This is a genomic window from Ensifer adhaerens (assembly GCF_013283195.1).
GTDB classification, from domain to species: domain Bacteria; phylum Pseudomonadota; class Alphaproteobacteria; order Rhizobiales; family Rhizobiaceae; genus Ensifer; species Ensifer adhaerens_G.
This window is the reverse complement of record NZ_JABEKT010000003.1, coordinates 717,161-743,332: the sequence shown is the minus strand read 5'-3', so window position 1 is coordinate 743,332 and position 26,172 is coordinate 717,161. Positions and strand designations below refer to the sequence as shown.

General features: G+C 59.6%; 32 protein-coding genes. 23 read left to right on the top strand and 9 right to left on the bottom strand.

Annotation, left to right across the window (positions count from 1 at the left end; translation table 11 throughout):
• Positions 1 to 140: 140 nt before the first annotated feature.
• Positions 141 to 1,127: a transketolase family protein gene (locus tag LPJGGPFB_RS26585; protein ID WP_173422879.1), complete on the bottom strand. Its 987-nt coding sequence runs from the start codon at positions 1,125 to 1,127 to the stop codon at positions 141 to 143.
• Between the two features lies 1 nt (position 1,128).
• Positions 1,129 to 2,016, bottom strand: a complete 888-nt coding sequence (locus LPJGGPFB_RS26580) for a transketolase (protein WP_327795899.1) — start codon at positions 2,014 to 2,016, stop codon at positions 1,129 to 1,131.
• Between the two features lie 197 nt (positions 2,017 to 2,213).
• Here LPJGGPFB_RS26580 and LPJGGPFB_RS26575 point away from each other — a divergent pair, with 197 nt between their 5' ends.
• Both LPJGGPFB_RS26575 and LPJGGPFB_RS26570 read left to right on the top strand, forming a co-directional pair.
• Positions 2,214 to 3,224 carry an amidohydrolase family protein gene (locus LPJGGPFB_RS26575; protein ID WP_173422878.1) on the top strand — a complete coding sequence of 337 codons (1,011 nt, stop codon included), beginning with the start codon at positions 2,214 to 2,216 and terminating at the stop codon, positions 3,222 to 3,224.
• Positions 3,221 to 3,529: a NifU family protein gene (locus LPJGGPFB_RS26570; protein WP_173422877.1), complete on the top strand. Its 309-nt coding sequence runs from the start codon at positions 3,221 to 3,223 to the stop codon at positions 3,527 to 3,529. Before LPJGGPFB_RS26575 ends, LPJGGPFB_RS26570 begins: the two co-directional genes overlap by 4 nt.
• A 151-nt stretch (positions 3,530 to 3,680) precedes the next feature.
• Here the strand turns inward: LPJGGPFB_RS26570 and LPJGGPFB_RS26565 are convergent, their stop codons facing one another.
• Positions 3,681 to 4,748: an SDR family oxidoreductase gene (locus tag LPJGGPFB_RS26565; RefSeq protein ID WP_173422876.1), complete on the bottom strand. Its 1,068-nt coding sequence runs from the start codon at positions 4,746 to 4,748 to the stop codon at positions 3,681 to 3,683.
• A gap of 111 nt (positions 4,749 to 4,859) precedes the next feature.
• Between LPJGGPFB_RS26565 and LPJGGPFB_RS26560 the strand changes: the two genes are divergently transcribed.
• The 13 genes from LPJGGPFB_RS26560 to LPJGGPFB_RS26500 all read left to right on the top strand — a co-directional run bounded on the left by LPJGGPFB_RS26560 (position 4,860) and on the right by LPJGGPFB_RS26500 (position 15,705).
• On the top strand, positions 4,860 to 5,750 hold the full coding sequence (locus tag LPJGGPFB_RS26560) for a LysR family transcriptional regulator (protein WP_234903061.1): 891 nt from the start codon (positions 4,860 to 4,862) through the stop codon (positions 5,748 to 5,750).
• A 170-nt stretch (positions 5,751 to 5,920) separates the two neighbouring features.
• Positions 5,921 to 6,586 carry a TetR/AcrR family transcriptional regulator gene (locus LPJGGPFB_RS26555; protein WP_173422874.1) on the top strand — a complete coding sequence of 222 codons (666 nt, stop codon included), beginning with the start codon at positions 5,921 to 5,923 and terminating at the stop codon, positions 6,584 to 6,586.
• Positions 6,583 to 7,527 (top strand): LysR family transcriptional regulator, encoded by a 945-nt coding sequence (locus LPJGGPFB_RS26550; protein ID WP_173422873.1) that lies wholly within the window; start codon positions 6,583 to 6,585, stop codon positions 7,525 to 7,527. Before LPJGGPFB_RS26555 ends, LPJGGPFB_RS26550 begins: the two co-directional genes overlap by 4 nt.
• A gap of 77 nt (positions 7,528 to 7,604) precedes the next feature.
• Complete coding sequence (locus LPJGGPFB_RS26545; RefSeq protein ID WP_173422872.1) at positions 7,605 to 8,387, top strand: SDR family NAD(P)-dependent oxidoreductase; 783 nt, start codon at positions 7,605 to 7,607, stop codon at positions 8,385 to 8,387.
• A 100-nt stretch (positions 8,388 to 8,487) separates the two neighbouring features.
• Positions 8,488 to 9,252, top strand: coding sequence for an SDR family oxidoreductase (locus LPJGGPFB_RS26540; RefSeq protein ID WP_173422871.1), 765 nt, complete (start codon positions 8,488 to 8,490; stop codon positions 9,250 to 9,252).
• Positions 9,253 to 9,274: 22 nt separating this feature from the next.
• Entirely contained in the window at positions 9,275 to 10,210 is a 936-nt protein-coding gene (locus LPJGGPFB_RS26535; protein WP_173422870.1) for a sugar ABC transporter substrate-binding protein, read from the top strand.
• A gap of 48 nt (positions 10,211 to 10,258) precedes the next feature.
• Entirely contained in the window at positions 10,259 to 11,794 is a 1,536-nt protein-coding gene (locus tag LPJGGPFB_RS26530) for a sugar ABC transporter ATP-binding protein (RefSeq protein ID WP_173422869.1), read from the top strand.
• Positions 11,791 to 12,780 (top strand): ABC transporter permease, encoded by a 990-nt coding sequence (locus LPJGGPFB_RS26525; RefSeq protein WP_173422868.1) that lies wholly within the window; start codon positions 11,791 to 11,793, stop codon positions 12,778 to 12,780. The genes LPJGGPFB_RS26530 and LPJGGPFB_RS26525 overlap by 4 nt, the downstream gene beginning before the upstream one ends.
• A gap of 103 nt (positions 12,781 to 12,883) precedes the next feature.
• The gene (locus tag LPJGGPFB_RS26520) at positions 12,884 to 13,672 is read left to right on the top strand and encodes an SDR family NAD(P)-dependent oxidoreductase (RefSeq protein ID WP_173422867.1); all 789 of its coding nucleotides are present in this window, start codon (positions 12,884 to 12,886) and stop codon (positions 13,670 to 13,672) included.
• 13 nt (positions 13,673 to 13,685) lie between these two features.
• A complete protein-coding gene (locus LPJGGPFB_RS26515) occupies positions 13,686 to 14,087 on the top strand; it encodes a cupin domain-containing protein (protein ID WP_173422866.1) in 402 nt (133 codons plus the stop codon).
• A 132-nt stretch (positions 14,088 to 14,219) separates the two neighbouring features.
• Entirely contained in the window at positions 14,220 to 14,528 is a 309-nt protein-coding gene (locus LPJGGPFB_RS26510; RefSeq protein WP_173422865.1) for a type II toxin-antitoxin system RelB/DinJ family antitoxin, read from the top strand.
• Complete coding sequence (locus LPJGGPFB_RS26505; RefSeq protein ID WP_173422864.1) at positions 14,525 to 14,818, top strand: type II toxin-antitoxin system RelE/ParE family toxin; 294 nt, start codon at positions 14,525 to 14,527, stop codon at positions 14,816 to 14,818. Before LPJGGPFB_RS26510 ends, LPJGGPFB_RS26505 begins: the two co-directional genes overlap by 4 nt.
• A gap of 320 nt (positions 14,819 to 15,138) precedes the next feature.
• Positions 15,139 to 15,705, top strand: a complete 567-nt coding sequence (locus LPJGGPFB_RS26500) for a cytochrome P460 family protein (RefSeq protein ID WP_173422863.1) — start codon at positions 15,139 to 15,141, stop codon at positions 15,703 to 15,705.
• A 114-nt stretch (positions 15,706 to 15,819) separates the two neighbouring features.
• On the opposite strand, the gene LPJGGPFB_RS26495 is transcribed toward LPJGGPFB_RS26500, so the two are convergent.
• From LPJGGPFB_RS26495 to ku (LPJGGPFB_RS26470), 6 genes are all read right to left on the bottom strand, one after another.
• Positions 15,820 to 17,082 carry an epoxide hydrolase family protein gene (locus LPJGGPFB_RS26495; protein ID WP_209792942.1) on the bottom strand — a complete coding sequence of 421 codons (1,263 nt, stop codon included), beginning with the start codon at positions 17,080 to 17,082 and terminating at the stop codon, positions 15,820 to 15,822.
• A 432-nt stretch (positions 17,083 to 17,514) separates the two neighbouring features.
• Positions 17,515 to 17,898 (bottom strand): PIN domain-containing protein, encoded by a 384-nt coding sequence (locus LPJGGPFB_RS26490; RefSeq protein WP_173422861.1) that lies wholly within the window; start codon positions 17,896 to 17,898, stop codon positions 17,515 to 17,517.
• Positions 17,895 to 18,095 carry a type II toxin-antitoxin system VapB family antitoxin gene (locus tag LPJGGPFB_RS26485; RefSeq protein ID WP_173422860.1) on the bottom strand — a complete coding sequence of 67 codons (201 nt, stop codon included), beginning with the start codon at positions 18,093 to 18,095 and terminating at the stop codon, positions 17,895 to 17,897. Before LPJGGPFB_RS26485 ends, LPJGGPFB_RS26490 begins: the two co-directional genes overlap by 4 nt.
• 536 nt (positions 18,096 to 18,631) lie before the next feature.
• On the bottom strand, positions 18,632 to 18,769 hold the full coding sequence (locus tag LPJGGPFB_RS26480) for a hypothetical protein (protein ID WP_173422859.1): 138 nt from the start codon (positions 18,767 to 18,769) through the stop codon (positions 18,632 to 18,634).
• 60 nt (positions 18,770 to 18,829) lie between these two features.
• Positions 18,830 to 19,627 (bottom strand): non-homologous end joining protein Ku, encoded by a 798-nt coding sequence (gene ku, locus LPJGGPFB_RS26475; RefSeq protein WP_173422858.1) that lies wholly within the window; start codon positions 19,625 to 19,627, stop codon positions 18,830 to 18,832.
• A gap of 3 nt (positions 19,628 to 19,630) precedes the next feature.
• Positions 19,631 to 20,494, bottom strand: a complete 864-nt coding sequence (gene ku, locus LPJGGPFB_RS26470) for a non-homologous end joining protein Ku (RefSeq protein WP_173422947.1) — start codon at positions 20,492 to 20,494, stop codon at positions 19,631 to 19,633.
• Between the two features lie 172 nt (positions 20,495 to 20,666).
• Between ku (LPJGGPFB_RS26470) and LPJGGPFB_RS26465 the strand changes: the two genes are divergently transcribed.
• The 8 genes from LPJGGPFB_RS26465 to LPJGGPFB_RS26430 all read left to right on the top strand — a co-directional run bounded on the left by LPJGGPFB_RS26465 (position 20,667) and on the right by LPJGGPFB_RS26430 (position 26,121).
• Positions 20,667 to 20,996: a hypothetical protein gene (locus tag LPJGGPFB_RS26465; RefSeq protein ID WP_173422857.1), complete on the top strand. Its 330-nt coding sequence runs from the start codon at positions 20,667 to 20,669 to the stop codon at positions 20,994 to 20,996.
• Positions 20,993 to 21,211: a hypothetical protein gene (locus tag LPJGGPFB_RS26460; protein WP_173422856.1), complete on the top strand. Its 219-nt coding sequence runs from the start codon at positions 20,993 to 20,995 to the stop codon at positions 21,209 to 21,211. The genes LPJGGPFB_RS26465 and LPJGGPFB_RS26460 overlap by 4 nt, the downstream gene beginning before the upstream one ends.
• A gap of 10 nt (positions 21,212 to 21,221) precedes the next feature.
• Complete coding sequence (locus LPJGGPFB_RS26455) at positions 21,222 to 21,506, top strand: LysR family transcriptional regulator substrate-binding protein (protein WP_268833772.1); 285 nt, start codon at positions 21,222 to 21,224, stop codon at positions 21,504 to 21,506.
• Positions 21,507 to 21,728: 222 nt separating this feature from the next.
• The gene (locus LPJGGPFB_RS26450; RefSeq protein ID WP_234903060.1) at positions 21,729 to 22,019 is read left to right on the top strand and encodes a hypothetical protein; all 291 of its coding nucleotides are present in this window, start codon (positions 21,729 to 21,731) and stop codon (positions 22,017 to 22,019) included.
• A 308-nt stretch (positions 22,020 to 22,327) separates the two neighbouring features.
• Positions 22,328 to 23,560, top strand: a complete 1,233-nt coding sequence (locus LPJGGPFB_RS26445; RefSeq protein WP_173422855.1) for an acyl-CoA dehydrogenase family protein — start codon at positions 22,328 to 22,330, stop codon at positions 23,558 to 23,560.
• 5 nt (positions 23,561 to 23,565) lie between these two features.
• On the top strand, positions 23,566 to 24,639 hold the full coding sequence (locus LPJGGPFB_RS26440; RefSeq protein ID WP_173422854.1) for a methionine ABC transporter ATP-binding protein: 1,074 nt from the start codon (positions 23,566 to 23,568) through the stop codon (positions 24,637 to 24,639).
• A complete protein-coding gene (locus LPJGGPFB_RS26435) occupies positions 24,629 to 25,288 on the top strand; it encodes a methionine ABC transporter permease (protein WP_173422853.1) in 660 nt (219 codons plus the stop codon). Before LPJGGPFB_RS26440 ends, LPJGGPFB_RS26435 begins: the two co-directional genes overlap by 11 nt.
• A 20-nt stretch (positions 25,289 to 25,308) precedes the next feature.
• Entirely contained in the window at positions 25,309 to 26,121 is an 813-nt protein-coding gene (locus tag LPJGGPFB_RS26430; protein ID WP_209792935.1) for a MetQ/NlpA family ABC transporter substrate-binding protein, read from the top strand.
• Positions 26,122 to 26,172: the final 51 nt, after the last annotated feature.

Here is a 26,172-nt window from a genome sequence, read left to right as displayed (position 1 = left end):
GCTCCAGATACGGCATCGAGGAATTCACCGAGATCAAATATGTCTGCCTCGGCGGCGTTGCGTAAGACAGAGACGACAAGGAAAAAACCGCGGAGCCTAAACTCCGCGGTCTTTTGAGAGAACGGCAGGCGCTGCAGTTTTCACACGTTCCTGTCGAGCAGCCTCGTTGCGCGGGCCTCGATGCCTTTCGCGTCGAGTTCATAGTGTGCGTAGAGGTGAGTGGGCGGTGCGATCAGGCTGTACTCATCGTAGATGCCGTGACGGGTCAGCTTGACGGCTAGACCTTCACTCGCCAGCACCTCTGCAACCGCACCACCCAAGCCCCCAAGCACATTGTGCTCCTCGATCGTCAGGATCCGCGGACTTTGCGCCGCCGCTTCAAGAATGGCATCGCGGTCGATCGGTTTTACCGTCGCCATGTCGAGGAAGCCGACGCTGGCACCCGCAGCCCGCAGCGCGCGCGTCGCTTCGAGAGCGGGGTGCACGGTGGAACCGGTGGCAATGATCGTAAGGTCGGTTCCCGAATAATGAGAAATCGCCTTACCGATCGTGAACGGCTGGCGGTTGGCATAGACTTCGGGATCGCGCCCGCGCTGGATGCGCATATAGATCGGATGCGGATAGTCGTTCGCCGCCTTTATCACCTCCTTGAGCTGATTGCCGTCGGCGGGCGCGATTACCGTCAGGTTGGCGATCGACCGCATGATGGCGAGGTCCTCCGTCGCATGATGCGAGGTGCCGTAGAAGCCGAGCGAGATGCCGGCGTGGTGGCCGATCAGCCGAACCGGCAGCTTGGAATAGGCGACATCCATGCGGATCTGCTCGCAGCAGAGAAGCGCGAGGAACGATGCGAAAGTTGCGACATAGGGCTTCATGCCGACGGCAGCCATCCCGGCTGCGGCCGACACCATGTTCTGTTCGGAGATCCCGAACTGAATGAAGCGATCGGGATGGAGCGCATGAAATTTCGCAAGCCCGTTCGAGTATTGCAGATCGGCCGTGCCGGCCACGATCGGTTCGCCTGCGGCAACGAGTTCGATGAGGGCGTCAGAGAGCGCATCGAGGCCGGGCGTCACGGCGTTGAGCTGGCGGTATTGCCAGGACTTGTCGGAAAGCGGCTTGCTCATCTCAGATCTCCATCGCTTCGATTTCGGCAATTGCGCGCGCAGCATCCGAAGGATCGAGATAGCCGAGGTGCCAGCCCGGTTCGGTCTCCATGTAGGAGACGCCCTTGCCCTTGACCGTCTCGGCAACGATCATCACCGGACGGGTCCGCTCGCGATCGGACTTGAGCGTGCGAAACAGGGTTGCGACAGCAGCGACATCGTGGCCGTCAACGACATGGGTTTCCCAGCCAAACGCCTGCCATTTTTCGACGATCGGCTCGACGCCGATTATGTCGTCAACCGAGCCGTCGAGCTGGTAGCCGTTGCGATCGATGATGCCGATCAGCTTTCCGAGTCTGTTGTGGGCGCCGAAAAGGGCAGCCTCCCAGACCTGGCCTTCCTGCAGTTCCCCGTCGCCGATCATCACGTAAGTGCAAAAGTCCTTGCCCAGCATCCGGCCGGCGAGCGCCATTCCGCAACCGGCCGAAAGTGCGTGGCCGATCGAACCCGAGCTGAAATCGATACCGGGCACCTTTGTCATATCAGGATGGTCGCCGAGCGGATTGCCGAGGCGGGTGTAACCGTCAAGGACGTCGCGATCGATGAAATCGAGGTCGGCGAGAATGGGAAAGAGCCCGACGGCAGCGTGCCCCTTGCCCATCATGAAACGGTCGCGATCCTCCCATTTCGGTTCACCGCGCCTCAGGTCCATGGCGTCGTAGTAGAGTGCCGAGAACAGCTCCGCCGCGGAGAAGACGGAGGTGTAGTGCCCGACCTTCGCGATTTCGATCAGCCTAATTGTCTCGAGGCGACAGAATTTGGCGCGGTCCTTGAGGAATGCAATCTCCTCGTCATTCGGTCTGAGGCTGTTTCGGCCCCCGGTTGTTTCGATCCTGCTTGGTTGGGTCACGTGCTGTCCTCGTCCTCAAGGTGGGTCGCCCCACGGGATGCTTGATCACGAGGTCTGTTTTAGCTGGAGAAACGCGCGGCCGCCCGCACGATTAGCTGAAAACAATCTTCAACTATTCCAAAGAAATGAACGGGTTGGCTCATGTTACTTAGAGAGGGACGCAAGTGAAGGCGGCGGTTTTCTCAAGGAGGTAAGCAATGAAAGACGGGATGTTTGTTTTCGACGCGGCGGTCCATACGCAGGACTTCGGCGACAACCAGATCAAGCCGGGAAGCGATGGCAGGCGCGTCAAACTGCTGCGCTCGCAGATCGCCGGATTCATTAACCTGACAGGTCGCCGCGGTCCGCCACCGGAAACCGAAACCTTCTCGAACCCCGATCTCGAATGGGGCAACAAGATGCTGTTTGAGAACTCTGATACCGACATGGCGAGCGCCTGCTCCGTGCCATTGTTTTCGCACTGGCGGGCGGGGCTCGGCCCGGTCGAACTTAGCGATGCCTTCGCGAAATCGAATCCGAAGCGCGTGGTGCTGACCGGCGGCGTCGACCCGGCCTATCATGGTCTTGATTTCGCGCTCGAAGAGATGGAGCGCCAGGTCAAGGAACTCGGCGCAGTCAGCATGAAGTTTTATCAGTATCAACGCCGCGGCTGTTCCTGGCGCGCGGATGATCGCGATATTGCCTATCCCCTTTGGGAGAAGGCGATCGAGCTTGGCATCAAGATGGTGCAATTCCACAAGGGCTTCCCGCTGGAACTGGGGCCTGTCGAAGCCTTCAAACCCAACGACATTCAATATGCTGCGGCGGATTTTCCCGAGCTCAACTTCGGAATTCACCATCTTGGCGATCCCTACGTCGACGAGACGATCTCGATCGCCAGCCGTTTCGACAACATCTACCTGATCCTGCCTCTCTGGTTTAACCAGTACTACCTTCAGCCCTGGAAGATGTTGGCGCGGCTTGGAGAAGCGCTGCTCTACGTCGGCTCTGATCGTATCTGCTACGGCTCGGAGGCCTTCATCTGGCCGCACATGCAGACCTATATCGATACGCTCGCCAACCTCGAAATGCCGGAGGAACTGCAGGAACGCTACGGCTATCCGGAAATCACCCGCGAGATGAAGGAAAACATCCTCGGCAAGGCGTTTGCCCGCGGCATGGGCATCGATATCGAAGCCAAGAAGATCGAGCTGGGGCTGGTCGCATGACTGCCCGGCCCACCATATCACCGGACGCGCTTGAGGCCGCCTTCGCGCGCATCCGGCCGCTGATCCTTGGCCACGGCGGCGATATCGAAATCGCCGATATCAGCCCGGAGGGCGTCGTCAGCATCAAGCTCGTCGGCGCGTGCAAGGCCTGCCCCAACATGGCGATGACCTATGTCGGTCCGATCCGCACCTATCTCATGGAAGTGGACGGCGTGGCGGAGGTCCGCTGCGAGCAGGTCAATGCGAGCCTCAAGACGCTGGATCGACTGGCGCGTCGACTGGGATCGAGACCGCTCATCGTCTGACAAGGCAAGGAATTGTGGAAAGACTGAAACCGCGTTTCGCAAGGAGCGCGGTTTTTCTGTGTCCTTCGCCGCTTGCTTGATGTTCCAACCGCCAAACGCAAAACGGCGCGCCCGGGGGCGCGCCTTGGAGTTTTTCGAGTTGGCTCTGTGCTCAGGGAATGATGCGTTCGGCGCGCAGCCGGTCGAACACGTCGACGAAGGAGCGCTCCGTGTCCTGCGTTTCAGTGAAGCCGAGCGCCCTGGCCTTTGCCATCGAGTGGACGCATTCCATCGGGCGACCGAGGTCGAGGTCGGTGTGCCATGCGGAGGCGAGGCGGTCGAGCTTGTTCGGCTGAAGGCCGTGGTCGCCGACAAGGCGGGCCCAATCGTTGCCGAGATCTTTCATCTGTTCGGCAAGGCAGTTGTACTGCCCAGGGTACTCCGCCACCGGGATCTCGAAGTAGTCGGCGATCGTCTGCCAGAGCTGTTCCCAACGAAAGACATCACCATTGACCGCGTTGAATGCTTCGTTGCGGGCGTTCGGCTCGGTGCCGGCCCAAACGATCTGCTTGGCGAGGATACGCGCATCGGTAATGTCGTTGAGGCCGCGATAAGCTGTCGGGCTTCCGGGGAAGCGGAACGGCCTGCCGGTCGCCTTGCAGATGGAAGCGTGTGTGGCAAGCGTCGCGCCGATGTTCATCAGGTTGCCGACCGCATAGCCGATGATCGTATGGGAGCGATGTACAGACCAGCCGAAGTCGTACTCGGCGGCATAGGCCATGACGATGTCTTCGAGCTCGTAGTAGAAGTTCTTCTTCGGCAACCGCGGCGCCGTTTCACGGAATGGTGTGACCGGCTGGACCTTGCCGTAGTCCTCGAAAGGGCCGAGATAATGCTTCGTGCCGGTGACGACGCCGACGTGCTGCAGGCAACCCTTGTCCTTGAAGGCGTCGAGAACATTCTTCAGCATGTCGCCGTTGAGGCGAATGTTTTCGTCCTCGTTCGACCCCAGCGTCCAGGAGCAATAGAAGACATGCGTCGGTGCAAGGTGCGAAAGGGCGGCAATCGCCTCGTCCCGCTTCAACAGATCAACCGCGTGCGGCTTGATGTACGACGATCCCAGCGGTGGCCGGCGTGAGGCGCCGTGGATCTCCCAGCCGCCGAGGTCTCTGAGATGTTCGGCAACGTTCAGCCCGACGATTCCCGTTGCACCGACGATCAATGCGCGTTTTTGATACATGGATTCCTCCCTTTGTGATGTGTGGGCGAGAGGATGACGCTTTACCCTCTGGTCAGGTAGGCTGGCTTGGGGAATAACTGAAGTGAATAGAATTCACGAATGGTATTTGGGATGCAAAACCGCGCTCTCGAGATGGAAGTCTTCGTGACGATCGTCGATGCTGGTAGCTTCTCGGCGGCGGCCCGCATCTTTTCGATGTCGCCATCGGCCATCAGCAAGCTGGTCACGCGGCTTGAAAAGCGTCTCGGCGTTCAGCTCGTTGTCCGCTCGACCCGCAGCTTTCGACTGACCATTGAGGGCAGCGATTTCTACACGACGTCACGGGCCATCGTACAGGAAATCGCCGAGGCCGAGGCAAAGATCGCGCGCAAGGCCGAGGCCATCGGCGGGCTTCTGAAGGTCAGCACCAACCTGCCGTTCGGCACGCATGTGCTCTCGCCTTTGGTCGTCCGGTTTCTCGACGAAAACCCGGGCATGCGCATCGATCTCGAACTCAGCGACGAACCCGTCGACCTGATTGCGGAGAAGACAGATATCGCGATCCGGACGGGCGTTCTGCGCGATTCTTCGTTACGTTCCCGTCGGTTGCTGGATTCACAAAGGCACATCGTCGCCTCGCCAGACTATCTGGCCCGGCATGGCGAACCGGCCCGGCCTGAGGAATTGCGTCAGCACGCGTGCCTGACCTTCGGTGGCCGTCCGCACCTCAGCACCTGGCAGTTCAAGGACCCTGCGGATGGTGCCTCGGTTCATGTCGACGTTGGCGGCCGGCTGCTCGTCAACAACGGCGAGTCCATGCGGCTGTTCGCGCTGCAGGGGGCCGGCATCGCCCGGCTTTCTGCGTTTCACATCGGTCGGGATCTTGCGGAAGGACGTCTCGTCCGGCTGCTCGTTTCCTGGGATGCCGGAGAGACCGAGCCGATCTCCGCGATCTATTCGGCTCAGACGCATGTGCCGCAGAGAATTCGCAGGTTCCTCGATTTCCTAGCACGGTCGATATAGGAAATTATCAATTGATAAATTATCACTTGATCAGTTTTGGTGATGGTGTTACCTCTTATGTCAGCTCAGGGAGAGAGCATGGGAGGTTCCCGGCCGTCGTTCGGGTCGGAGCCAAGTCTGATTTTCAAAGCATTAGGACTGACACCACTTATGTGTCAGAGCGATAGGCTATGGCAAAAGCAGCACGAAAATACCTCGACGCGGCTGACCGCGAGCAGCAGATCCTCGAGTTTGCGATCGATTTCGTCGCCCAGAGAGGACTACGGTTTACGACGCGGGAACTGGCCGATGCGCTCGGCGTCTCACAGCCGCTGCTCTACCGGTATTTCAAGAACCGCGACGACCTGCTCCAGAAGATCTACGACGAAGTGTATCTGAAGCGCTGGGATCCGGGCTGGAACGAGCTGCTCGCCGATCGTTCGATTTCGATCCGTGAACGCCTCGTCCTTTACCTGCGGGCCTATACGGCTGCGATCCTCGACGAGCGCTGGATCCGGATTTTCATCGCATCGGCGCTTGAAGACCCGCAGATCACACAGAAATATCTCGGGCTGCTGCACGAAACGACCTTTCCGCTGATCTTCGCCGAGATTGCCGCGGAAGCTGGCGTTGCCGTTCCGTCCGGTCCGAAGGCTGACGAACTGGTGCTTGAGATCGTCTGGGGCTTTCACTCGAGCTTCTTCTACATGGGCGTGCGCAAATACGTCTACCGCAACAAGATACCGGATGATCTCGACCCGATCATCCGCGCGCGCGTCGAAGTGTTTGTTACTGGCCTTGCCGCGAGCATGGGCAATCTCGGACAGTTCCTGCCCGAGGTGGAGGCGGGCCAATGAATAGTATCCAGGACCTCCGCGTCTTCTCGGAAATCGTCAAGTCGAACAGCTTTTCGCTCGCCGCCTCGAAGCTTGGCCTGTCGCCGGCAACCATGAGTGGGCGGCTGAAGGCACTCGAATGTCACTTCGGCGTCGCCCTCCTGAAGCGGACAACGCGCTCGCTTTGCCTGACGGAGGAGGGGCGCTACCTCTTCGAAACATCGCAGGGGATCCTCGAGGACTTCGAGCGGCTCGACAAGACAATGCGTCAGCGCAAGAAAAACCCGAACGGAACGGTGACCATCGCCGCGCCAACGGAATTCGGACGGAAGTACCTGATCCCATTGACCAGCGAGTTCGGCGCCGCGCATCCCGAAATCGGCTTCCGCCTCATCCTTGGTGATGACGACGTCAATCTGGTCGACGACGATTGCGATATCGTCATTCGCTTCGGTACGGTGCCAGATAGCGCACTGACCACCCGCAAGCTCGGCGAAAACCCGATGGTGATCTGTGCAGCGCCCGACTATTTGGCGCGTATGGGGGCACCGGATGCGCCGTCCGATCTCGTTGTCCATAACTGTCTGGTCTATCTCGACGGCAAGACCGCTGCTGACAAATGGGGTTTTGCCGTCGAAGGTGAACCGACGCTCGTGCGGGTCAGCGGCAACCGCATCGTCTCCGACCGGCAGGCGCTGATCGATCTCGCCAAGGCCGGACAGGGCCTCATTCGCGTGTCGTCCTGGGATGTCGCGCGCGAACTGGAAGAAGGAACGCTGGTCGCAGTCCTCAGGGATTTCGACTGCGACCCCGAGATCATCCATCTCCTGTCTGAACCGAGACATCGCCTGCCTCTGCGGACGGCCGAGTTCATCGATTTTCTCCTGCAGCGCGTGAAGCGCCTGAGCCGTAGCGCCGAGCTTTGCAGGACCGAGTATCCAAGGCTGCGCGGCGCCGCCTGATCGCGTTCCACATCATCCTAACTTCCGACGGTGCGCCTTCCTGGCCACCGAACGACGACGCATGGAGATTTTTTAGAATGGATTATGGTCTTACCGGCAAACACGTGTTGGTGACGGGCGGTGCCACGGGCATCGGACGCGCTATTGCCTCGGTCTTTCTTGCCGAAGGCGCGGATGTCACCGTGAGCGGCATCAGCGCCGCGGAGGTTGGGGATACCATCGCGGCTCTTGGCCAGCGCTGCCGTGGGATCGCCGGGGATCTGACGGTCGAGGGGGAGGCCGAGCGCCTATATGCCTTCGCCTCCTCCCATCGCCCTGTCGATATCCTCGTCAACAGCATCGGCATCTTCGAAGTCCGCGATTTCTTCGAGACGACGGACGAGCACTGGTTTCGCTATTTCGATGTGAACGTCATGACCGGCGTACGCATGTCGCGGCTGGTGCTGAAGGAGATGCTGGCGCGCGGCGAAGGCAGCGTCGTCTTCATCAGCAGCGAAAGCGCCGTCAAGCCACAGCCCTGGATGGCCCATTACGGCGCCATGAAGACCTGTCTGCTCGGCCTGTCGCGGGCCCTTGCCGAGTTGACGAAGGGCACGCGGGTCAGGGTCAACACCATCCTGCCAGGGCCCACGAACACCGAAGCCGTTCGTCGCTATCACCAGGAAATTGCCGATGAGAAGGGCACGACCCGCGAAGCGGTCGTCTCCGACTACTTCGATGAAACCGAGCCGACCTCGCTTATCCGCAGAATGATCGAGCCGGACGAAGTCGCACGCAGCGTCGTGCATCTCGCAGCAAGCCCGCACCTCAACGGCATGGCGATGCGTGCGGAGGGCGGCACCATCCGGGCCATTCTCTGAGCCTTCTTCAGCGGCGCTGAAGAGTGAATTCAGGGCAACGTCCTCAATCGCAAGAGCCAATCGGTTTATCAATAAAATCAGCAGGTTTCGGGAGGTGCAGGTGAAAAGATTTGATCTTGGCGGCAAGCGTGCCTTCGTCACCGGTGCCGGCAGTGGTCTCGGACAGGCGATCGCCATTGCGCTTGCCGAGGCGGGTGCCGATGTCGCCTGCTTCGACCTGTCGGGTGCCGAAGGTCAGGACGTGACGCTGGCGGCGATCTCCGCCACCGGTCGAAGCGGCTTTGCCCTCGACGGTGACGTCACCGATCGCAGTTCGATCGAAGCCGCATTCGATCGTGCCGAACGGGAGCTCGGTGAGATCGACATCGCCGTCAACAGCGCCGGTATTGCCAATGTCAGCGCGGCCGAGACGATGCCGCAGTCCCAGTTTCTGAGGATGATGGACATCAACCTCAACGGGCTCTTCTGGTCCTGTCAGGTCGAGGGCCGCCGCATGCTGGAACGTGGTCGCGGCTCCATTCTCAACATGGCGTCGATCTGTGGCTCGACCGCGATCCGGGGTCTGGAACAGGCGCACTACGACGCAACGAAAGCGGCGGTGATCCGCCTGACGAAGAGCCTCGCAGCCGAATGGGCCGGGCGGGGCGTGCGCGTCAACTGCCTGAGCCCGGGCTTCATGGCAACGCCCATGAACAGCCGCCCGGAAGTGGCCGAGAATGTCCGCAGGTTCGCCGAGATGACGCCGATGAAACGCATGGGGCAACCACACGAAGTGGGCGGACCGGCGGTGTTTCTCGCAAGCGAAGCGGCCAGTTACTGCACCGGCGTCGATCTGAATATCGACGGCGGCTTTCTATCAATCTGACGACAGAGTGGGAGGAAAAATCATGTCGACAGTTCTGAAATTCACCAGCGTAGCAATCCTTGCCCTGTGGGCCGCATCACCGGCCCTCGCCAATCCCGTCAAGATTGGCTGGATCCAGGGCAACGCGGCCTTCCAGGCCGAACAACGCACGCAGGACGGCTTCAAGAAGTACCTGACCGACAACAACATCGACGATTGGGAAGTGACCTATCTCGACTCTGCCGGGTCTGCGGAGAAAGTCGCCAACAACATCGAGGATGCCGTCAACCGCGGTGTCGATGTCATCTACGTGACCTACGCGGACCTGCGCGCGTCCAGTAACGCGCTCAAGGGCGCAGAATCGGCACACATTCCGGTCTACACGGTCGACTCCGGCTGGATCCCGGGCTCGACCGCGGACATCACCACGAACAACTGGCAGATGTCCGCCGAGGTATCGCTGAGCCTGATCAGCCAGATGAAGGGCAAGGGCAACCTCATCATCATCACCACCGACAAGATCAAGCCGGTGCGTGAGCGTACCGATACGCTGCGGGCGATCCTGAAGGAGTATCCCGACATCAAGGTCATCGGCGAATACAATTTCGACGTGGCCAACTTCTACCAGGAAACGCTGAACGCCGTTCAGGACTTCGCCACGCGTTACGGCGAAGAAATCACCGCTGTCTGGACGCCCTGGGACGAGCCGGCACAGGCAGCGATCACCGCGCTCCAGGGCGCCGGATTGAACGTGCCCGTCTCGGGCATGGACGGCCACCCGGAGGCGATCAAGGCGATCTGCGAGCCCAACTCCATGTTCGTCGCCACCGGGCGGCAGCAGTTCGAGGAGTGGGGCGTCAATCTTGCGACCTATGCCAAGCGCGTCATGGTGGATGGTGACCATCCGAAGGAGGTCACCAACGGCAAGGACATCGTCTACTACGGTGCGACGCTCTTCACCAAGGACAACTGCAAGTGAACCGGCCGGGCGGGCGGTGCGACCGCCCGTCCATTTCGGAGGTGCAACATGTCGATTGTTCTTGAGAACATCACCAAGCAATGGCCCGGCACGCTCGCGCTCGACGGCGTATCCATCGAGATCGTCGAGGGCCGCGTGCACGGCATCGTCGGCGAGAACGGTGCCGGCAAGACGACCCTCGTCAGCATTTTGAGCGGCGCCGTCCAGCCGACGGCCGGCACGCTCAGCATGGCAGGCCAGCCGGTCGCTTTCGAAAATCCGGCGGCGGCCGTTGCAAACGGCGTCTCGCTCGTATCGCAGGAAGGCAGCCTGGTGCCGCACCTGACGGGCGCCGAGAACATCTGTCTTGGCTTCGAGCCGGTCAAAAGCCGCTTTTTCATCAACCGGCGCGAAGTTCAGCGGCAGGCGGAAGAGCTGGCGAAACAGTGGTTCCCGGAAACGGCAATCGCACTCAATCGCAAGGTCGATGAACTTCCCTATGCCGACCAGAAGGTCATCGAAATCCTGCGCGCGCTGCACTCGCGTCCAAAGGTCCTGATCCTCGACGAGCCGACGGCAACGCTGCCGGCCAAGGAAAAACAGAGCCTCTGGACACTGATCCGCCAACTGTCCGATGCCGGGATGGCGGTGGTTCTCATCAGTCACTTCCTTCAGGAGGTGGTCGATCTTTGCGACGAGATCACCGTCCTGCAGGACGGCCGCAAGGTGAGCCACCTCTCCAATGCGGGGCACGAGGTGACTGAACGCCAGCTGATCGACCTCATGCTCAATCGCGGGCAGACCGGCAATCAACATCGTCTGTTCGACAGCGCTCTTACGGAACGCAGCCTTGCCGACGACGCGGAGATCGTCGTCGATATCAAGGGCTGGCAGGGTGCGCGCTTCCTCATGGATGGCCTGGAAGTTCGCAGCGGCGAGATCGTCGGACTGATCGGACTGACCGGTTCCGGGCACTTCGAATTCGCCCAGTCGCTGTTTGAACCACGCCTTGCCACGGCGGGGGAGTATCGCTTCAAGAGCAAGGATGTCGGGCGCGCCAGCGTGCGCGACATGAAACGGCGCGGTGCTGCGCTCATCCCCGATCACCGGATGATCAATGCCATGATCGGCGACTGGACAGTTCGGGAGAACATGTCGATGGCGGGTATCCAGGAGACCAGCCTCAAGCCGTTCGGAGTGGTCCAGAACGGGCGCGAGCGCGCCGAGACCCACCGCCTGATCAAGCGATTGAACATCAAGACGTCGAGCGCGGAGACGAAGATCGTCGAGCTCAGCGGCGGCAACAAGCAGAAGGTCTCCGTCGCCAAATGGCAATTCGCTTCCGAGGGTAAGTACAAGCTCTTTGTCTTTCTCGAGCCCACCGAAGGCGTGGATGTCGGCGCAAAACGCGAGATCCATGACCTCATCGTCTCGCTCGCCGAACGCGGCGCGGCGGTCATCGTCGCCTCAAGCGATCTGCTCGAAATCGCCCATGTGGCCGACCGGGTCGTGGCGTTCAGGAACGGTCGGGATGCCGACCAGATCGCTCGCCGCGACTTCAGCGAAGCTGTCTTCATCAATGCAATTGCGGGGGTAACCCAATGACCATGACAACAACTCTTGCTCAGGAAAAAGCGTCCCGCCCGATGCGCATTGGCACACTGGTACAGAAGTACAGCACGCTTGCCGTCCTGGTCGTCCTTTTCCTGGCTTTCTCGATCGGCACGGACCGGTTCTTCACCGGCACCAATCTCGTCAACATCCTCCAGCAGATCTCGATGCTGACGATCGTCGCCGTCGGTCTGACCTTTGGGTTCGCCGCCAAGGAGATGGATCTTTCCGTCGGTTATGTCGTTGGGCTCGCCGGTCTGCTGGCACCCCTATTGATGGTGGCCGGTGTGCCGATCCCCTTGTCGATCGTCGGCGCGCTCGGAGCTGGCCTTGCCGTCGGCCTCATCAATTCTGCGCTCGTCGTCGGCGTCGGCGTTCCCTCGCTGATCGCGACGCTTGCGGCCGGTTCCATTCTGTGGGGCATCAACTTCATGATCTCTGGCGGTCGTGCGATCTATGGTGGCATTCCCCCCGAGTATCTGGCGGTGGGCCAGGGCAAGGTCGCAGGCATCCTGCCCTATCCGGCACTGATCATGTTGGTCGTCGTTGCCGCCTCGTGGTTCCTCATGGAGCGCACGACATTCGGCCGTTACCTTTATGCAGTCGGCGGCAATGCGCGGGCCGCCGAGCTTTCGGGCATCAAGGTCCGTTCCTACCGGGTCTATGGGCTGGCACTGAGTTCGCTCTTTGCCGCGATCTCCGGGATCATTCTTTCGGCCCGGCTTGGTTCCGGCCAGCCGAACGGTGGCGAAACCTATCTGCTGGACGGTCTCGCTGCCGTCTTCATCGGCATGACGATGCTTCGCCCGGGCACGGCGACCGTCATGGGGACGTTCTTCGGAGCGCTGCTAATCGGCATCATGAACAATGGCCTGAACCTGGTGGGCATGGACACCTACGTGCAGAGCATCGTCAAGGGCATCATCATCGTGATCGCCGTGTCGGTGGTCTCGCGGACGACGAAGCTGAAGCTTCTTTGACAGAACAGCTGTTGGTGAATGCCGAAGAAACCTTGACGCGCTCCTCGATTGCCGTGGCATCCTTGCTGCGGCCAACGCGGAGCATGTGGAGGAGACTGCAGTCATGAACCTGAACCTTAAAGACAAGGTCGTAATCGTCACGGGCGCGAGCTCCGGCATCGGGCTGGAGACGGCAAAGCTGTTCCTGTCCGAGGGCGCCCGCGTTCTGGGCGTCAGCCGTGATATGGCGCCGGTGAAGGATCTTGCTGCGCATGACCGTTGGCGGACATGCGAGGTCGACCTTGGAGAGAAGGGGGCAGGGGAAGCGGCCGCGGACACCGCGCTCAAAGCCTTCGGCCGCATCGACGTGCTTTTCAACAATGCCGGCATCTGTCCGACCCGCGGCGGCTTTCTCGAAGTCTCGGACGAGGACTGGGCGCAGACGCTCAATGTCAATCTCATGGGCTATGTTCGCATGGCGCGGGCCGTGCTGCCTGCCATGCTCGCGCAGAAGAGGGGCGTGCTTATCCATTGTGGTTCGGAAGCCGGGCGCATGCCGCACCCGCTGCTGCCGGACTACAGCACATCCAAGGCGGCGATCACGCTTCTGTCCAAGGCGCTTGCCCGGGAATTTACGCCGAAGGGGATTCGCTCGAATGTGGTCGCGCCTGCCCACATTCGAACCGAACTCTGGGACCGCCCGGGTGGCTTCCTCCATGCGCTCGCCGAGCGCTACGGCACGACGATCGACGGTGCAGTGGATGCGTTCCTTGCCGAATCCAGACTGCCCGCGGGTCGGCTTGGAGCCGCGCGCGACGTGGCCACTGCTGTTCTCTACCTGGCCTCGGATCTCTCCGAGTTCATCAGCGGCGATGTGATCAATATCGATGGTGGCGTTATTCCCACCACATGACGGAGGAACCGGAATGGTACCGATGGCGCAGAGCAATGTGTCGATGTCGAAGGCCTTTCGCGATGAGATCGCGAACGCGGACGAGCGTGTGGGACAAACACTGGTATCCGAAACTGACCTCGTGCGTGTCTGGCACATCAACCTTGCACCCGGCGAACGCCTTGGCTTTCACCGCCACGAACTGGACTATTGCTGGATCGCACTGACGTCAGGACGGTCTCGCTCCATGTACGCGGACGGCAACACCGTCGTTACCGACTACAAGGCCGGCGACTGCAAGGTGTTCGCCTTTGCCGCGGACGAGACGATGGTTCACGATCTGACGAACATTGGCTCCTCACAGCTTGCTTTTACCACAATCGAATTCAAGGGCTCGCTCAGGCGAGAGCATGACATGGTCGAACGACCAAGATAAACGTCGGCGATCTTAACTTCGTGTGACCCAAGGCGGACGTCTTGCGATGGGATGTTCCCGTTCTGTGCGTCCGCGATGATACTGGATTTTGTCATGCAGGCGCATTACATTGGCTTGTGAAGGAGATTTGTCATGGCCGCAAATGCACTGGTCCAGACGCGGATTGATGCTGACATCAAGGACCGCGCCACGGCTGTCCTACAAAACATGGGGCTAACTGTATCGGATGCTGTTCGTATCCTTCTGACGCGAACGGCGAACGAAGGCTCATTACCGCTCGAGATGGTCGGTAGCAGTGACGCCCACGATGCCTGGTTCCGCGCCAAAGTGTTGGAGGCTCTCGAGGATACGCGACCTGACTACGAGGATGCGGATGCTGAGGCTCGCTTTCGCGAGCGCCGGGCGGCAACTCTGCGAAAGGCCGGGGCTGGCGACCGATGAGGCTTGTCTGGGCGCAGTATGCGCTTGACGATCGGGACGCTATCTTCAGCTACATTGAAAGTGAAAACCCGAAAGCGGCGGTGCACGTCGATGAGGAGATTGCGCACGCAGTTCGGCGTCTCCTTGACTTTCCCGAAAGCGGCCGCCCTGGTCGAATTGAGGGAACGCGGGAGTTGGTAATTCCGCGCACTCCCTACATCGCCGCATACACGGTGACAGACGACCGCGTTCGCATTCTGCGCATTTTGCACGGTGCCCAGATATGGCCCTTTGAGCTCGGCAACGAGTGAATCCTACGCCAATTCTTTTGGCTGTCGGCGGTTCGATTCCTTTCAAGCCGAGAATAACGATCCTCGTTTAGTCTCGTGCTGAACCGATTTCGTCACTGAGCGCCACGCCCGCGCCACTATATGCGGCTTGGCGACGCCACTGCGATCCATCATCCTCGTGGAGGCGTCGGCGGTACGCAGATCGCTCGAATGGCTAATCGTTCGGCGTGTTTCAACACTGCAGCCGCGATGTTATTGTGAGAGCTGGAGACCACCGGTTTCAGTGTCGGTCCCGTTTCAACGAATGTCCCTGAAGCTTTTGTGGAAATAGCATCGGAGGTATGATCGTGCGAAAATTTCCAACCTTATTACTCTTTGCGGGAACGCTGGCCGCGATAGGCGGTGTGGGCATCGCTGCAAACGATAAAAAGACCATCCGTGTGCCGGATGGTCTCGGCTTCGCTGACTTCAAGGGTTACGAAAGCTGGGAAGTGGTTTCTGTTGCCGCCGTTGATCCTGCAGAATCGGTGATGGGCGGCGATTCCGGTACGGTTCTGAACGTCATCATGGCCAACCCGACGATGATTGAGGCCTATAAGAAAGGCGTTCCGGGCAATGGTACGAAATTCCCCGACGGGTCGAAGATTGCGAAAATCCAATGGAAGGCAACAAAAGATGCAGATTCACCATTTTCCGTGAACGTGCCGAACGCGTTGCGGAATGTTGCCTTCATCGAAAAGGACAGCAAGAGATTTGAGGCCAGTGGCGGGTGGGGATATGCCAACTTCAACTATGACGCGCCATCCGATTCGTTTGCGCCGGATGGAAATGGCTCCGACTGTGGGTTTACATGCCACACCGCCGTGGAGGCAAAAGACTATATTTTCCACGCGTATCAGAAGCGGTGACTTGTTTGAGAGCCCTTGATTGCCGGCGACACGACGTCGTGCGCCCGCTGATGCCACACGTAGAACAATGCGCACTATAGGACGGTCCCCCGTGTCGGAGACCGTCCTATGTAGTTAGTGGAAATTCCTGAAGGCCGTCCTCAACTCGGAGGTGAACAACTTCGGTTGTTCCCAAGCTGCAAAGTGTCCGCCCTTCAGAAGTTTGTTGTAATGAATCAAATTGGGATAGGCTTTGGTCACCCAACTGCGAGGAGCCTGATACAGTTCGTCGGGGAACGCGCTGACCGCTACAGGAACCGAGACGCCCTTGGGGCTGAAGTAAGCAAGCTTGTTCTCGCGATAGAGACGAGCCGAGGACACTGCCGTATTCGTGAGCCAGAATAGCGTCACGTTGTCCAGGACGTCGTCCCGGGTTAGCCCTTCGGTTTTTCCGTCAAACGACCGCTGAATGAGTTCCAGGCTAAGCGGATCGTGATCGAGCATAAAGGTCGCGAGTCCGACCGGAGAATCTGTGAGACCAGTCAAGGTTTGCGGTCGGGATGCCATGTAGAACGCGTACTGCACATTCTTGTAAGTAAACGAGAGCTGATTGTAAGCGTTCAGCTCGTCTGCGGTGAGACCGGAAGGGGCAGGCGCCCCGGTAAAGGCCGCCGTGTCGAGTTCGACGGGGACGGCCCCTGGCATGTTTGTATGAATGCCTAGCAGTCCCTTTGGTGCCTGGGCTCCGAGTTGATCGACAACGAGGGCACCCCAGTCCCCGCCCTGGGCCACAAACTTGTCGTAGCCGAGCCGTTTCATCAAAACTGTCCAAGCCCGAGCGATACGAGCCGGGTCCCACCCCGCCTCCGTAGGTTTTCCGGAGAATCCATACCCCGGCATGGATGGAATGATGACGTCAAACGCATCGGAAGCGTTGCCACCGTGTGCCGTAGGATTGGTGAGTGGGTCTATGATCTTCAGCTGTTCGATAATCGACCCCGGCCAACCGTGGGTGACGATGATCGGCAAGGCGTTCTTGTGCTTGGAACGGACATGGATGAAGTGGATATCCAATCCATCAATGTTGGTGACGAACTGAGGATAGGAGTTCAGCTTCTTCTCGATCTTGCGCCAATCATAATCGTTGGCCCAGTACTTCGCGAGCTTCTGAGCTGTATCCAGAGGGACACCCTCGGAATTGTCCGTGACGGTCTCCTTCTCCGGCAGGCGTGTCGCGAGAATGCGCTGACGAAGATCAGAAAGCTGTTCTTCCGTTGCCGTAAAGCGAAATGGTCGAATTTCTTCATTCGCCCCTGCTACAGCCTGACTGGGCAGGACACTTAATGCACCGACGATCGCTGCCGTTGCGAGGGTTATCTTCGATGATCGATTAGACATCATGTCTCTCCTGTTCACTATGTAGCGGATGCTATTAAAGCGGATGCGATATAAATGCTTTAGCGCGCTCGAATTGTCAATCGCATTTCGATTAAATCGCATGCGACTTAAGTTTTAGGGAGCGTTCCTTATGGCTTCTCTACGGAGCGCTATGAACCGGTGCGAGATCGCTCCAGAGGTCCTTAAAGGAGTGCGTGGGAAACGATCGAGCGATGTCACGGAGTGATCCCGTTTACGCGCGGCCGTCACAAAAAAATGAGCGGCGAATTACGCCTAAACTTTAGCTCGGATTTACTGGTAAGGAGACAGTGGTTTTCTCTATGTTCCGGTTTTGTGCGCCCAAAGTCGCATAATGTATCGCGTGGAATTATGCCCTCTGGCAGCTCAACCCTCAGATCAGCATGAACAACGGTTATCACTTTGATTCACCATTTAGTTCTGTGCATTGGCAGGGTCATGCAGTAGAGCCCCCGCCTTGTCAGCCGCTGCCCGCAGACGCTTGTCTCTGGTCCACAAGGTCGCTCGCTGATCAAGGAGAACCGAGGCCAGCAAGTGGGCATCTGTGTAACCAATGCCCATACTGAAAATAGCGTGGCGATCAATCATCATCATGACTTCGTCGTGCGTTGCGACGAACGCTTCGCGTTGAGCTGCCAGGAAAGCTATCACGCTACCCCGATCCCTAAGGCTGCCAAGTGCCAATTCACCAATCACGGCTGGATGGCAGAGGAGACGGTCGTCCTCAATAATCCTACGCAGCTCTGCATCGCCGTGCCGGAAATGATCAATCCAGATAGACGTGTCCGCAAGTATCACTTGGCCGCTACGCTCCTGCGGCGCGGGGCTGACTCTGCATCGGGCATGGTACCTCCGAGCGCGATGAGGCGTTTTCCCGACTCGACACGAACAAGCGTCTCCAACGCTTGGCGGACTAAAGCGGCGGTTTCTTTCGTGCCGGTTAGGGACCTAGCCCTTTCCATGAGCGTGTCGTCGAGGTTGATAGTCGAGCGCATCGTTTTGTTTCCTGATTCAAGTGTCTTGAAATAGCACCATTTGGTGATGAAATCTACGCTAAGTGTCCGCTTTGGTGCGTGCAAACTCGGCAATGTTGGCATCCTTGCCCTGTCTTGGAGCGGCCCAAGTGTAAAGTGAGTGGGCGGCCTAGCCGGCGATATGCGTCGACGTCTTACCCCTGAAATTCAAAAACTGCAGGAGCCGCGGGCTCGAATCCCATCAAGGCGAGGGATGGGAGACATCCGGACTTGCGAAGGTTCTTCGGCTAAATCCATACGGCCCGGGGAAAGGAGGCCGGACGTTAGCCTCGCATCGAGTATGTCCGGCAGAGGGGGATTCAATTCTGAAATTGCGGGGGAAATCCAGACGGTCCGGGGCGAACTAGACCGTCTGGAGCCGCGTCGTATCGCCTCCCACAGGACGCCAAACGCTGCGAAATTGAAACCCGCGAAAACGGGTATTGTTCCAACTGCTAATGTCTCATTGATATGTTGGTCGAACGCGCGTTAAAGCTATTGTAACTAGCCCAATTCCTTCATTCCATTTCGGCGCCGAAGAGTTCCGGGTCGTCTAAGATGTAGTCGAAGGCAACGCCATATTCGAGATCGAGTCTCTCATGCACAAGCGCCCAGCGGGCGCCGTCGGGCAGATCAAGGGCGTCGACCTCAGCCATTACGTCCCGTACTTCTTCCTTGGTTGGCCTGGGTCTCGTCGAAGTTTGTCTCCTCCTGATCTATTGAGCTTTGCCCCGCTTCTGTCGCTCCAGGCTGTCACGTAGGGCTGCCATGATGTCGACGACGTTGTCTTTCGCCATTGGCTCAATCTTGCGCTTACCCTTGGGCTTCAGCGACTTCTTTTTCGCAGAGATGAGTTCGAGCATTCGGTCCTGAATGGGGTCGGTGATGGGCACCCATTTCTTCGTTTGGGCCTTGATCAATTGCTTCATGAGGGGAGCTAGCCCGCCTTCTGGCTTTGCCTTGATGTTGGAGAAATACTCTTCCTCCGGCCTGACCTCGTCGCCATAGCGGAGCGTCCAGAGCACGATGCCTTCGCCCCGCGGTTCAAGCATAACCGCGCGCTCGCGTTGGCCGAAGACCAGCCGGGAAATGCCGACCACGTGCTCAGCTCGCATGGCGTCGCGGATAACAGCGAAGGCGTCTTCGCCGACCTTGTCGTTCGGCACCAGGTAGTGTGGCTTGTCCAGCCAGATCCACTCGATGGAATCTCGCGGCGTAAACATGTCGATCTCGATCGTCCGGACGCTTTCAAGCGCCACAGCATCCAGTTCCTCCTCCTCGAGGATGATGTAATCGCCTTCGCCGCGCTCGTAGCCTTTGACCTGGTCGTCAGGGTCAACTTCTTTGCCGGTTACGTTGTCGACATATCGTGAAGCTATTCGATTGCCCGTCGCGCGGTTCATGGTGTGAAAGCGGACCTTCTCTGCGTCACTTGTCGCCGGCGACAGCGCAACAGGGCAGGTAACCAGCGACAGCTTCAGATAGCCTTTCCAATACGGTTTAACGTCGGCCATGGATCAACCGGCTTTCTTACGGGCGGCGGCGGGCCGTGGTACCGGGGCGGCTCGAGCAGCTGCTGCAGCGGTGCGAGGCTTGGATGCGCGAGCCGAGCCGAACCCGGCGCTCATGCGCAGCGCTTCCATGAGATTGGTTGAGCGCTCGACCTTCGGCCGCTGCTTCACCTTGACTGTGCGGCCTTCCATCTTCGCTTTCACAAGTTCGGCCAGCGCGGCATCGTAGCGGTCGTCGAACGTTCGTGGATCGAAAAGGGCCGTCTTGCTTTTCACAATGTGCTTGGCGATGTCGAGCATTTCGCCCTCGATCTTGAGTTTAGGGATGTCGGCGAAGGCCTCCGTTGCGGAGCGGACCTGGTAGTCGAAGTTGAGGGTGGTCGCGATCAACCCGTCGCCGTGGGCGCGGATCAGAACGGTCCGGAGCCGGCGGAAGAGCACAGCTTGCGCGAGGGCGCCGACTTTGGATTCGCGCATCGCATCCCGGATCAAAACGAAGGTCTCTTCGCCCAATCGATCGGGCAGGAGGTAGTAGGGTTTGTCGAAATAGAGGTCGTCGATCTCGGTGAAGGGAACATAGGACTGAATGCGCAGGGTCTTGTCACTTTGAGGCACGGCGGCGGCAAGCTCGTCGGGTTCAAACAGCACGTACCGGCCATCATCGACCTCATAGCCCTTGATCTGATCCTCGCGCTCGACCACCTTCCAGGTCTTGATATCGACATACTCGCGCTTCACCCGGTTGCCCGTTTTTCGGTTGAGGGTGTTGAAGCTCACGCGCTCGGAAGTTGACGCGGCGCTGTGCAGCGCCACCGGGCAACTGATCTCGGCAAACTTCAGAAAGCCCTTCCAAAGAGCACGTCCAGACATGTCGCTTTCTCCCGGTGAACCCGGATTCAACGGAGGCAGATTACGTTTGTTCCCGCTAATACGCGAATCAATTGTGGCGTTTAGTGGGTTGTCGATAGTAGGATGAACCTATCCACGAGTATTGCGTTTGAGGAGTCTGGTGCACCAAGCCGAGCGTAGGGAGGGCGGTGCTATGAACACGAAGCTCCATATCGACGGATCGTTTCAGGCCATGCACAAGGCGCTGGAAGAGGCCAATCAGGCTTTCGAGAGCGGCGGCGCCGACCGGCATAGAGACGCGCTGCAACGGCTCGGTCGAGCGGTTATGAACTCGCTGGCGGAGATCATCGAAACCGACGGCGCCACGGATGGCTACCTCTACGACGCGGAAGGCATCGCCCAAGACATCGAGGCTTGTTACCAAAAGCTCATTGAGGAGGAGGAAGCGGCCGAGCCCGATAATGCCCCGCGGCAGTCCACTCATGGCACCATGAACTTCCGGCAGCAAGGGGCGGGTCGATGATCACTGGAACGGATTTGCTGGAAATTTCCCTCGCCCGCGTCAACATGGACCGCTCGGAACTCGAGGCTGCCGGCGTGATCGAGCCCGGCCATGCCGGCGACAAGGCGTGGTCGAACTTTGGACGCGACATGGACACCTTCATTTTGAAGCTGCCCCAGAGTCGCCGCGCAGCGTTGGCCTCCATGATCCAGCGTCGAGCAGATCACAAACGCTGAAAATTGGCCCCTGTGGGAGGGTCCAAGTTGCGACAGTGTCGTTGGGGACAAGACGTTGGAGGAGCACGATCTCTCGAAGAGCGTCGCCTATACCTGCGACGACACCTTCTCATTGGTGTCGCTGCTCTCGGCGGGCCTTGGCATCGCCTTTGCACCGGAGTGGACACTGGATCTGCCCAACCGCAACTTCGAGCTCAGGAAGGTGAGGGGCGTCGACTTCCTGATCGGGCTCGGAGTCGCCTGGAACAAGGACGGGTGGTACTGCCGAGCAGTTCGGAGGTTACTTTCCGACTGAGTCTGTAGCGAGGTCTCAGCGACCATAGTGCGGCCCCCTGCCCAAGGTCCCTTTTGCCTTCAAGCGTGGCCTTCTTCAATCTTCGGAAGAAACCATGCAAGAAGCCCTGAGCAGACGTAGTAGACCGTTTCGACGCCATAGCTGTCGGCCAGTATTCCGAGAAGCGCTGCGGCAATTCCGCCACGATCGCTCGGGCCAGTAACTGGTGGTTGGAAACGTTAATTGTCGACCCAGATCGCTTTCGTTTCGCAATGGGAATGCAACATCCCTATGAAGAGTTTCCTTGAAACCACATTCGAACCAGGCGACCTTCGAATGGTCGAAGCAGTGCTCGACGAGTGGCGTGGACATTCGTTGCTGCCGAGGGATCACCCCGATAGCGAACTCGCCGCAGCCATCCTGCTTTGCCTTTTTCGCGCGGGAAATGACACCGTCGCCAAGCTCCAAGCCGCGGCCAGCCAACACCGGGGTCTGATAGATCTAGCTGCAGCGGTGAGCCGAGACGGTCCTTGAAAAACGATGTCCCGACAGACGACGGATTGATGCGGGGTCCGCGAGGCCGTTAGCTTGCCCACGGGCGACGGCTGTCGTCAGTGACATTTCCTGTCCTCGACGTCCCGCGTGGCCCTTACTCTTCTGCAATGGTGGTCTGTTCCCGACACATCAGGTGCCACAAATTCCCGAGGCGTCTGAAAGCAAGGACATTTCATTTGTAAGTATATAAAAAAGATAGATTTGCTAGATTCACAGTCGCAATGAGTTACTCTCCATCTCACTTCAAGCAGGGCATCCCGCCCGATAACTCAAATCGACGAGTAAACATGACACAGATCGAGAATGCCTGGGGGGCCGCTCCGGGGGCGGGCTATGAAGCGCTGGCTGCAACATTTCGTCCGATTTTCGCGGAAATTGCTCGCCAGGCGCCCAAGCGCGATCTCGAGCGACATTTGCCTCACGACGCTATTCGAAGCCTGAAAGAGGCTGGCTTCGGCGCCGTTCGGCTACCGACAGCACACGGCGGCAGGGGAGCAAGCCTGCCACAGTTCTTCAACCTGCTCATAGAACTATCGGCGGCAGATTCCAATGTCACCCAGGCCCTGCGCGCGCACTTCGGCTACGCCGAGGACATCCTCAATTCGAAGGACGCCGAGCGTCGCTCGCTCTGGTTCGGTCGCATCGCCGGCGGTGAAACCGCCGGCAGCGCCTGGAGCGAAATCGGCGCGGCTGCGACGCTTGATCGTTTCTCCACCAACGTGGCGGAAAAAGACGGCCGGCTCCTCCTCAATGGCGCAAAATATTATACGACCGGTTCGCTTTTTGCCGACTGGATCGATGTCGGCGCTTCGGACGCGAACGGCGAGGGTATCGCGGTTGCCGTCAGGCGCGACGCCGAGGGCGTGGAAGTCGTCGACGACTGGGACGGCTTCGGCCAGACGCTGACCGCGAGCGGTACAACCACCTTCCGCAATGTGGCCGTCGAACCTGAAGATATCGTCGTCGACGATGAGCGTTTCAAATACAGCTCCGCCTTCTACCAGATCGTACATCTGGCCACGCTCGCCGGCATCGGCCGGGCGATCACGACAGATGTCGCCAAGGCTGTTGCCGAACGGCGGCGTACCTATACTCACGCGGCGGCGTCGCGCTCCAGCGAGGATCCGCAGGTGCTGCAGGTTGTTGGCCGTATTCGTGCAGCCGCCTATGCGGCAAGCGCCATTACATTACAGGCGGCAAGCAGTCTTGAGCGTGCCTATGAGGCGCATTTTATCGACGATCCCGAAGCAGAGGAGAAGGCAAACGCCATCGCGGAGCTCGAGGCCGCGCAGGCCCAGACGGTGGTGTCCGATCTGATCCTTGAAGCTTCGACCCTGCTTTTCGATGCGCTCGGCGCTTCGGCAACGAAGAAACCGGCGGGCCTCGACCGGCACTGGCGCAACGCCCGCACGCTCGCCTCGCACAATCCCCGGATCTACAAGCACCGCATCATCGGCGATTTCGCGGTCAACGGCACGCCGCCGCCCTATCAGTGGCGCATCGGCGCAAGCGCGGGCTGATGGTGATGGTCAGGCTCGAAAGCATTTCCAAAAGCTTCGCCGGCAAGGATGGTCCGGTGTCGGCGCTCGACAGGATTGATCTGTCGATCGCCAAGGGTGAGATCTTCGGCATCATCGGCTCGTCCGGGGCCGGCAAGTCGACGCTGGTGCGCCTTATCAACCTGCTTGAACGCCCGACGGGCGGTGAGGTCTTCGTCGCGGGTGAACGGGTCACGGATGCCAGGGGCGAGCGCTTGCGCGAACTTCGTCGCTCGATCGGCATGGTGTTCCAGCATTTCAACCTGTTGAGCGCCCGCACGGTCGCCCGCAATGTCGCCTATCCACTCGAGCTGACGGGACGATACGGCAAGGACGAGATTACAGAGAAAGTCGCCAGGTTGCTTGCCCGGGTGGGCTTGAGCGAGCATGCGCATAAATATCCGCGCGAGCTTTCCGGCGGCCAGAAACAGCGCGTCGGTATCGCCCGTGCCCTTGCCTGCGAGCCGCAGGTCCTGCTGTGTGACGAGGCGACGAGCGCGCTCGATCCCCAGACCACCGGTGCGGTGCTCGACCTACTGCGTCAGATCAACCGCGACCTCGGCGTTACCATCGTGCTCATCACGCATGAGATGGATGTCATCCGCAGGACTTGCGACCGGGTGGCCGTGATCGACCGCGGTCGTGTGGTTGAACAAGGGCCGGTCACTGATGTTTTCCTGCATCCGCGCCACCCGGCAACGCTGCGGCTGGTGCGCGAGGCAGAGCCGGACGGTGGGTCACTTGAGGCTATTTCCGCATCCGAGCTCGGCAGCTCGACAGTCCGGCTGACGTTTACGGGGCCGAACGCCCACAGGCCGATCCTCGGTCGCATCGCCCGGGAGAATGTCGTCGATTACGCCATTCTCGCCGGTCGCGTCGGCCACATCCGCGAAGCGCCCTATGCACAATTCATCGTCTCGCTGAGCGGCCGCGATATCGCCGGTGCGATCGCCGGCCTCAGGGCCAGTGGGGTCGATGTCGAACTGCAGGGTGGGCCGCAAACCGAGCAGACAGCGGTTACTTCACCTCGGGTCGGGGAAAGAGCGCTTCATGTCGTTTGAGAACATCTATTGGGGCGACATCGCAGCGGCGCTCGGTCAGACGCTGGCCATGGTCGGCGGCGCCCTGCTGCTGACCATTGTCGTCGGTCTGCCGCTCGGCATCCTGCTCTTCCTCACCGGGCGGCAACAGCTTTTCCAGGCTCCGGTCGCCTATGGCAGCCTCTCCTTCGTGCTCAACATTATCCGTTCGGTGCCGTTCATCATCCTGCTCATCGTGCTGATGCCGGTCACGGTCCTCGTTACCGGCACGTCCCTCGGCATCCGCGGCGTGATTTTCCCGCTGGTCGTCGGCACCTCTCCCTTCTTTGCCCGGCTCGTCGAGACGGCGCTGCGTGAAGTGGACCGGGGCATCATCGAAGCGAGCCTTGCCATGGGCGCCTCGACAAGCCAGACGATCTTGCGCGCCGTGCTGCCGGAAGCCCTGCCGAGCCTGTTTGCCGCTGTGACCGTCACGGCGATCGTGCTGGTCGACTACACCGCCATGTCCGGTGCCATCGGCGGCGGCGGGCTTGGCGACCTTGCGATCCGCTATGGCTATCACCGCTTTCAGACGGAAATAATGCTGGTCTGCGTCGCGATCCTCATCGTCTTCGTCCAGCTCATTCAGGCGGGCGGCAATCGGCTCGTCACCCATTTTTCCTGCAGATAACCTTTAGCTAGGAGGACAACATGCGCATCCTGAAGTCCCTAACCATCGCTGCCGGCTTTGCTCTGGCAGCCCTTGGTTCCGCCAAGGCGGACGAAACGCTCGTCGTCGGCGCCACGGCGATCCCGCACGCCGAAATTCTGGAGTTCGTGAAGCCGATCCTCGCCAAGGACGGTTTGAACCTCGATATCCGCGTGTTCACGGATTACATCCAGCCGAACGCCCAGCTCGTCTCCGGCGAGCTCGACGCCAACTACTATCAGTATCGACCGTTCCTGAACGACTACAACAAGCAGCGCGGTACCGAGCTGGTCCCGATCGTGCCGGTGCATATCGAGCCGTTCGTCGCCTACTCGACGAAGGTTGATTCAGCCGACAAGCTGGAAGACGGCGCGACCGTCGCCATCCCCAACGATCCGGTCAACGGCGGCCGCGGCCTGCTGCTCCTGCAGAAGCTGGGGCTGATCAAGGTGTCGGGCAAACCGGAACTGACCTCTCCGGAAGACCCGCTTCCGACCATAAAGGATGTGATCGAAAACCCGAAGAACCTGAAGATCGTCGAATTGGAGTCCGCGCTCCTGCCACGGGCACTGGGCGAGGTCGATCTCGCGGCCCTCAACGGCAATTATGTCTTCGAGGCAAAGCTCGACATCTCGAAGTCTATCCTCATCGATCGGGGCCAGGACGGCCATAACGTCTGGAGCGAGTATCTCGTCACCCGGCCCGAAACCAAGGATGACGCGCGTGTAGCAAAGCTTGCCAAGGCTTTGAACAGCGAGGAGACGCGCAAGTTCATCGAGGAGCGCTACAAGGGACAGGTCGCGGCAGCCTTCTGAGACATTCGGTCTCTCGACGCCGGGCTGCGCTCCATCGCAGCCCGGCCCATC

Bases quoted from the DNA above. Each gene is read 5' to 3' on its own strand.
- LPJGGPFB_RS26585 (WP_173422879.1), bottom strand. From the start codon at position 1,127: ATGAGCAAGCCGCTTTCCGACAAGTCCTGGCAATACCGCCAGCTCAAC.
- LPJGGPFB_RS26575 (WP_173422878.1), top strand. From the start codon at position 2,214: ATGAAAGACGGGATGTTTGTTTTCGACGCGGCGGTCCATACGCAGGAC.
- LPJGGPFB_RS26570 (WP_173422877.1), top strand. From the start codon at position 3,221: ATGACTGCCCGGCCCACCATATCACCGGACGCGCTTGAGGCCGCCTTC.
- LPJGGPFB_RS26565 (WP_173422876.1), bottom strand. From the start codon at position 4,748: ATGTATCAAAAACGCGCATTGATCGTCGGTGCAACGGGAATCGTCGGG.
- LPJGGPFB_RS26560 (WP_234903061.1), top strand. From the start codon at position 4,860: ATGCAAAACCGCGCTCTCGAGATGGAAGTCTTCGTGACGATCGTCGAT.
- LPJGGPFB_RS26555 (WP_173422874.1), top strand. From the start codon at position 5,921: ATGGCAAAAGCAGCACGAAAATACCTCGACGCGGCTGACCGCGAGCAG.
- LPJGGPFB_RS26550 (WP_173422873.1), top strand. From the start codon at position 6,583: ATGAATAGTATCCAGGACCTCCGCGTCTTCTCGGAAATCGTCAAGTCG.
- LPJGGPFB_RS26545 (WP_173422872.1), top strand. From the start codon at position 7,605: ATGGATTATGGTCTTACCGGCAAACACGTGTTGGTGACGGGCGGTGCC.
- LPJGGPFB_RS26535 (WP_173422870.1), top strand. From the start codon at position 9,275: ATGTCGACAGTTCTGAAATTCACCAGCGTAGCAATCCTTGCCCTGTGG.
- LPJGGPFB_RS26530 (WP_173422869.1), top strand. From the start codon at position 10,259: ATGTCGATTGTTCTTGAGAACATCACCAAGCAATGGCCCGGCACGCTC.
- LPJGGPFB_RS26525 (WP_173422868.1), top strand. From the start codon at position 11,791: ATGACCATGACAACAACTCTTGCTCAGGAAAAAGCGTCCCGCCCGATG.
- LPJGGPFB_RS26520 (WP_173422867.1), top strand. From the start codon at position 12,884: ATGAACCTGAACCTTAAAGACAAGGTCGTAATCGTCACGGGCGCGAGC.
- LPJGGPFB_RS26515 (WP_173422866.1), top strand. From the start codon at position 13,686: ATGGTACCGATGGCGCAGAGCAATGTGTCGATGTCGAAGGCCTTTCGC.
- LPJGGPFB_RS26510 (WP_173422865.1), top strand. From the start codon at position 14,220: ATGGCCGCAAATGCACTGGTCCAGACGCGGATTGATGCTGACATCAAG.
- LPJGGPFB_RS26505 (WP_173422864.1), top strand. From the start codon at position 14,525: ATGAGGCTTGTCTGGGCGCAGTATGCGCTTGACGATCGGGACGCTATC.
- LPJGGPFB_RS26500 (WP_173422863.1), top strand. From the start codon at position 15,139: ATGATCGTGCGAAAATTTCCAACCTTATTACTCTTTGCGGGAACGCTG.
- LPJGGPFB_RS26495 (WP_209792942.1), bottom strand. From the start codon at position 17,082: ATGTCTAATCGATCATCGAAGATAACCCTCGCAACGGCAGCGATCGTC.
- LPJGGPFB_RS26485 (WP_173422860.1), bottom strand. From the start codon at position 18,095: ATGCGCTCGACTATCAACCTCGACGACACGCTCATGGAAAGGGCTAGG.
- LPJGGPFB_RS26480 (WP_173422859.1), bottom strand. From the start codon at position 18,769: ATGGCTGAGGTCGACGCCCTTGATCTGCCCGACGGCGCCCGCTGGGCG.
- ku (WP_173422858.1), bottom strand. From the start codon at position 19,627: ATGGCCGACGTTAAACCGTATTGGAAAGGCTATCTGAAGCTGTCGCTG.
- ku (WP_173422947.1), bottom strand. From the start codon at position 20,494: ATGTCTGGACGTGCTCTTTGGAAGGGCTTTCTGAAGTTTGCCGAGATC.
- LPJGGPFB_RS26465 (WP_173422857.1), top strand. From the start codon at position 20,667: ATGAACACGAAGCTCCATATCGACGGATCGTTTCAGGCCATGCACAAG.
- LPJGGPFB_RS26460 (WP_173422856.1), top strand. From the start codon at position 20,993: ATGATCACTGGAACGGATTTGCTGGAAATTTCCCTCGCCCGCGTCAAC.
- LPJGGPFB_RS26445 (WP_173422855.1), top strand. From the start codon at position 22,328: ATGACACAGATCGAGAATGCCTGGGGGGCCGCTCCGGGGGCGGGCTAT.
- LPJGGPFB_RS26440 (WP_173422854.1), top strand. From the start codon at position 23,566: ATGGTCAGGCTCGAAAGCATTTCCAAAAGCTTCGCCGGCAAGGATGGT.
- LPJGGPFB_RS26435 (WP_173422853.1), top strand. From the start codon at position 24,629: ATGTCGTTTGAGAACATCTATTGGGGCGACATCGCAGCGGCGCTCGGT.
- LPJGGPFB_RS26430 (WP_209792935.1), top strand. From the start codon at position 25,309: ATGCGCATCCTGAAGTCCCTAACCATCGCTGCCGGCTTTGCTCTGGCA.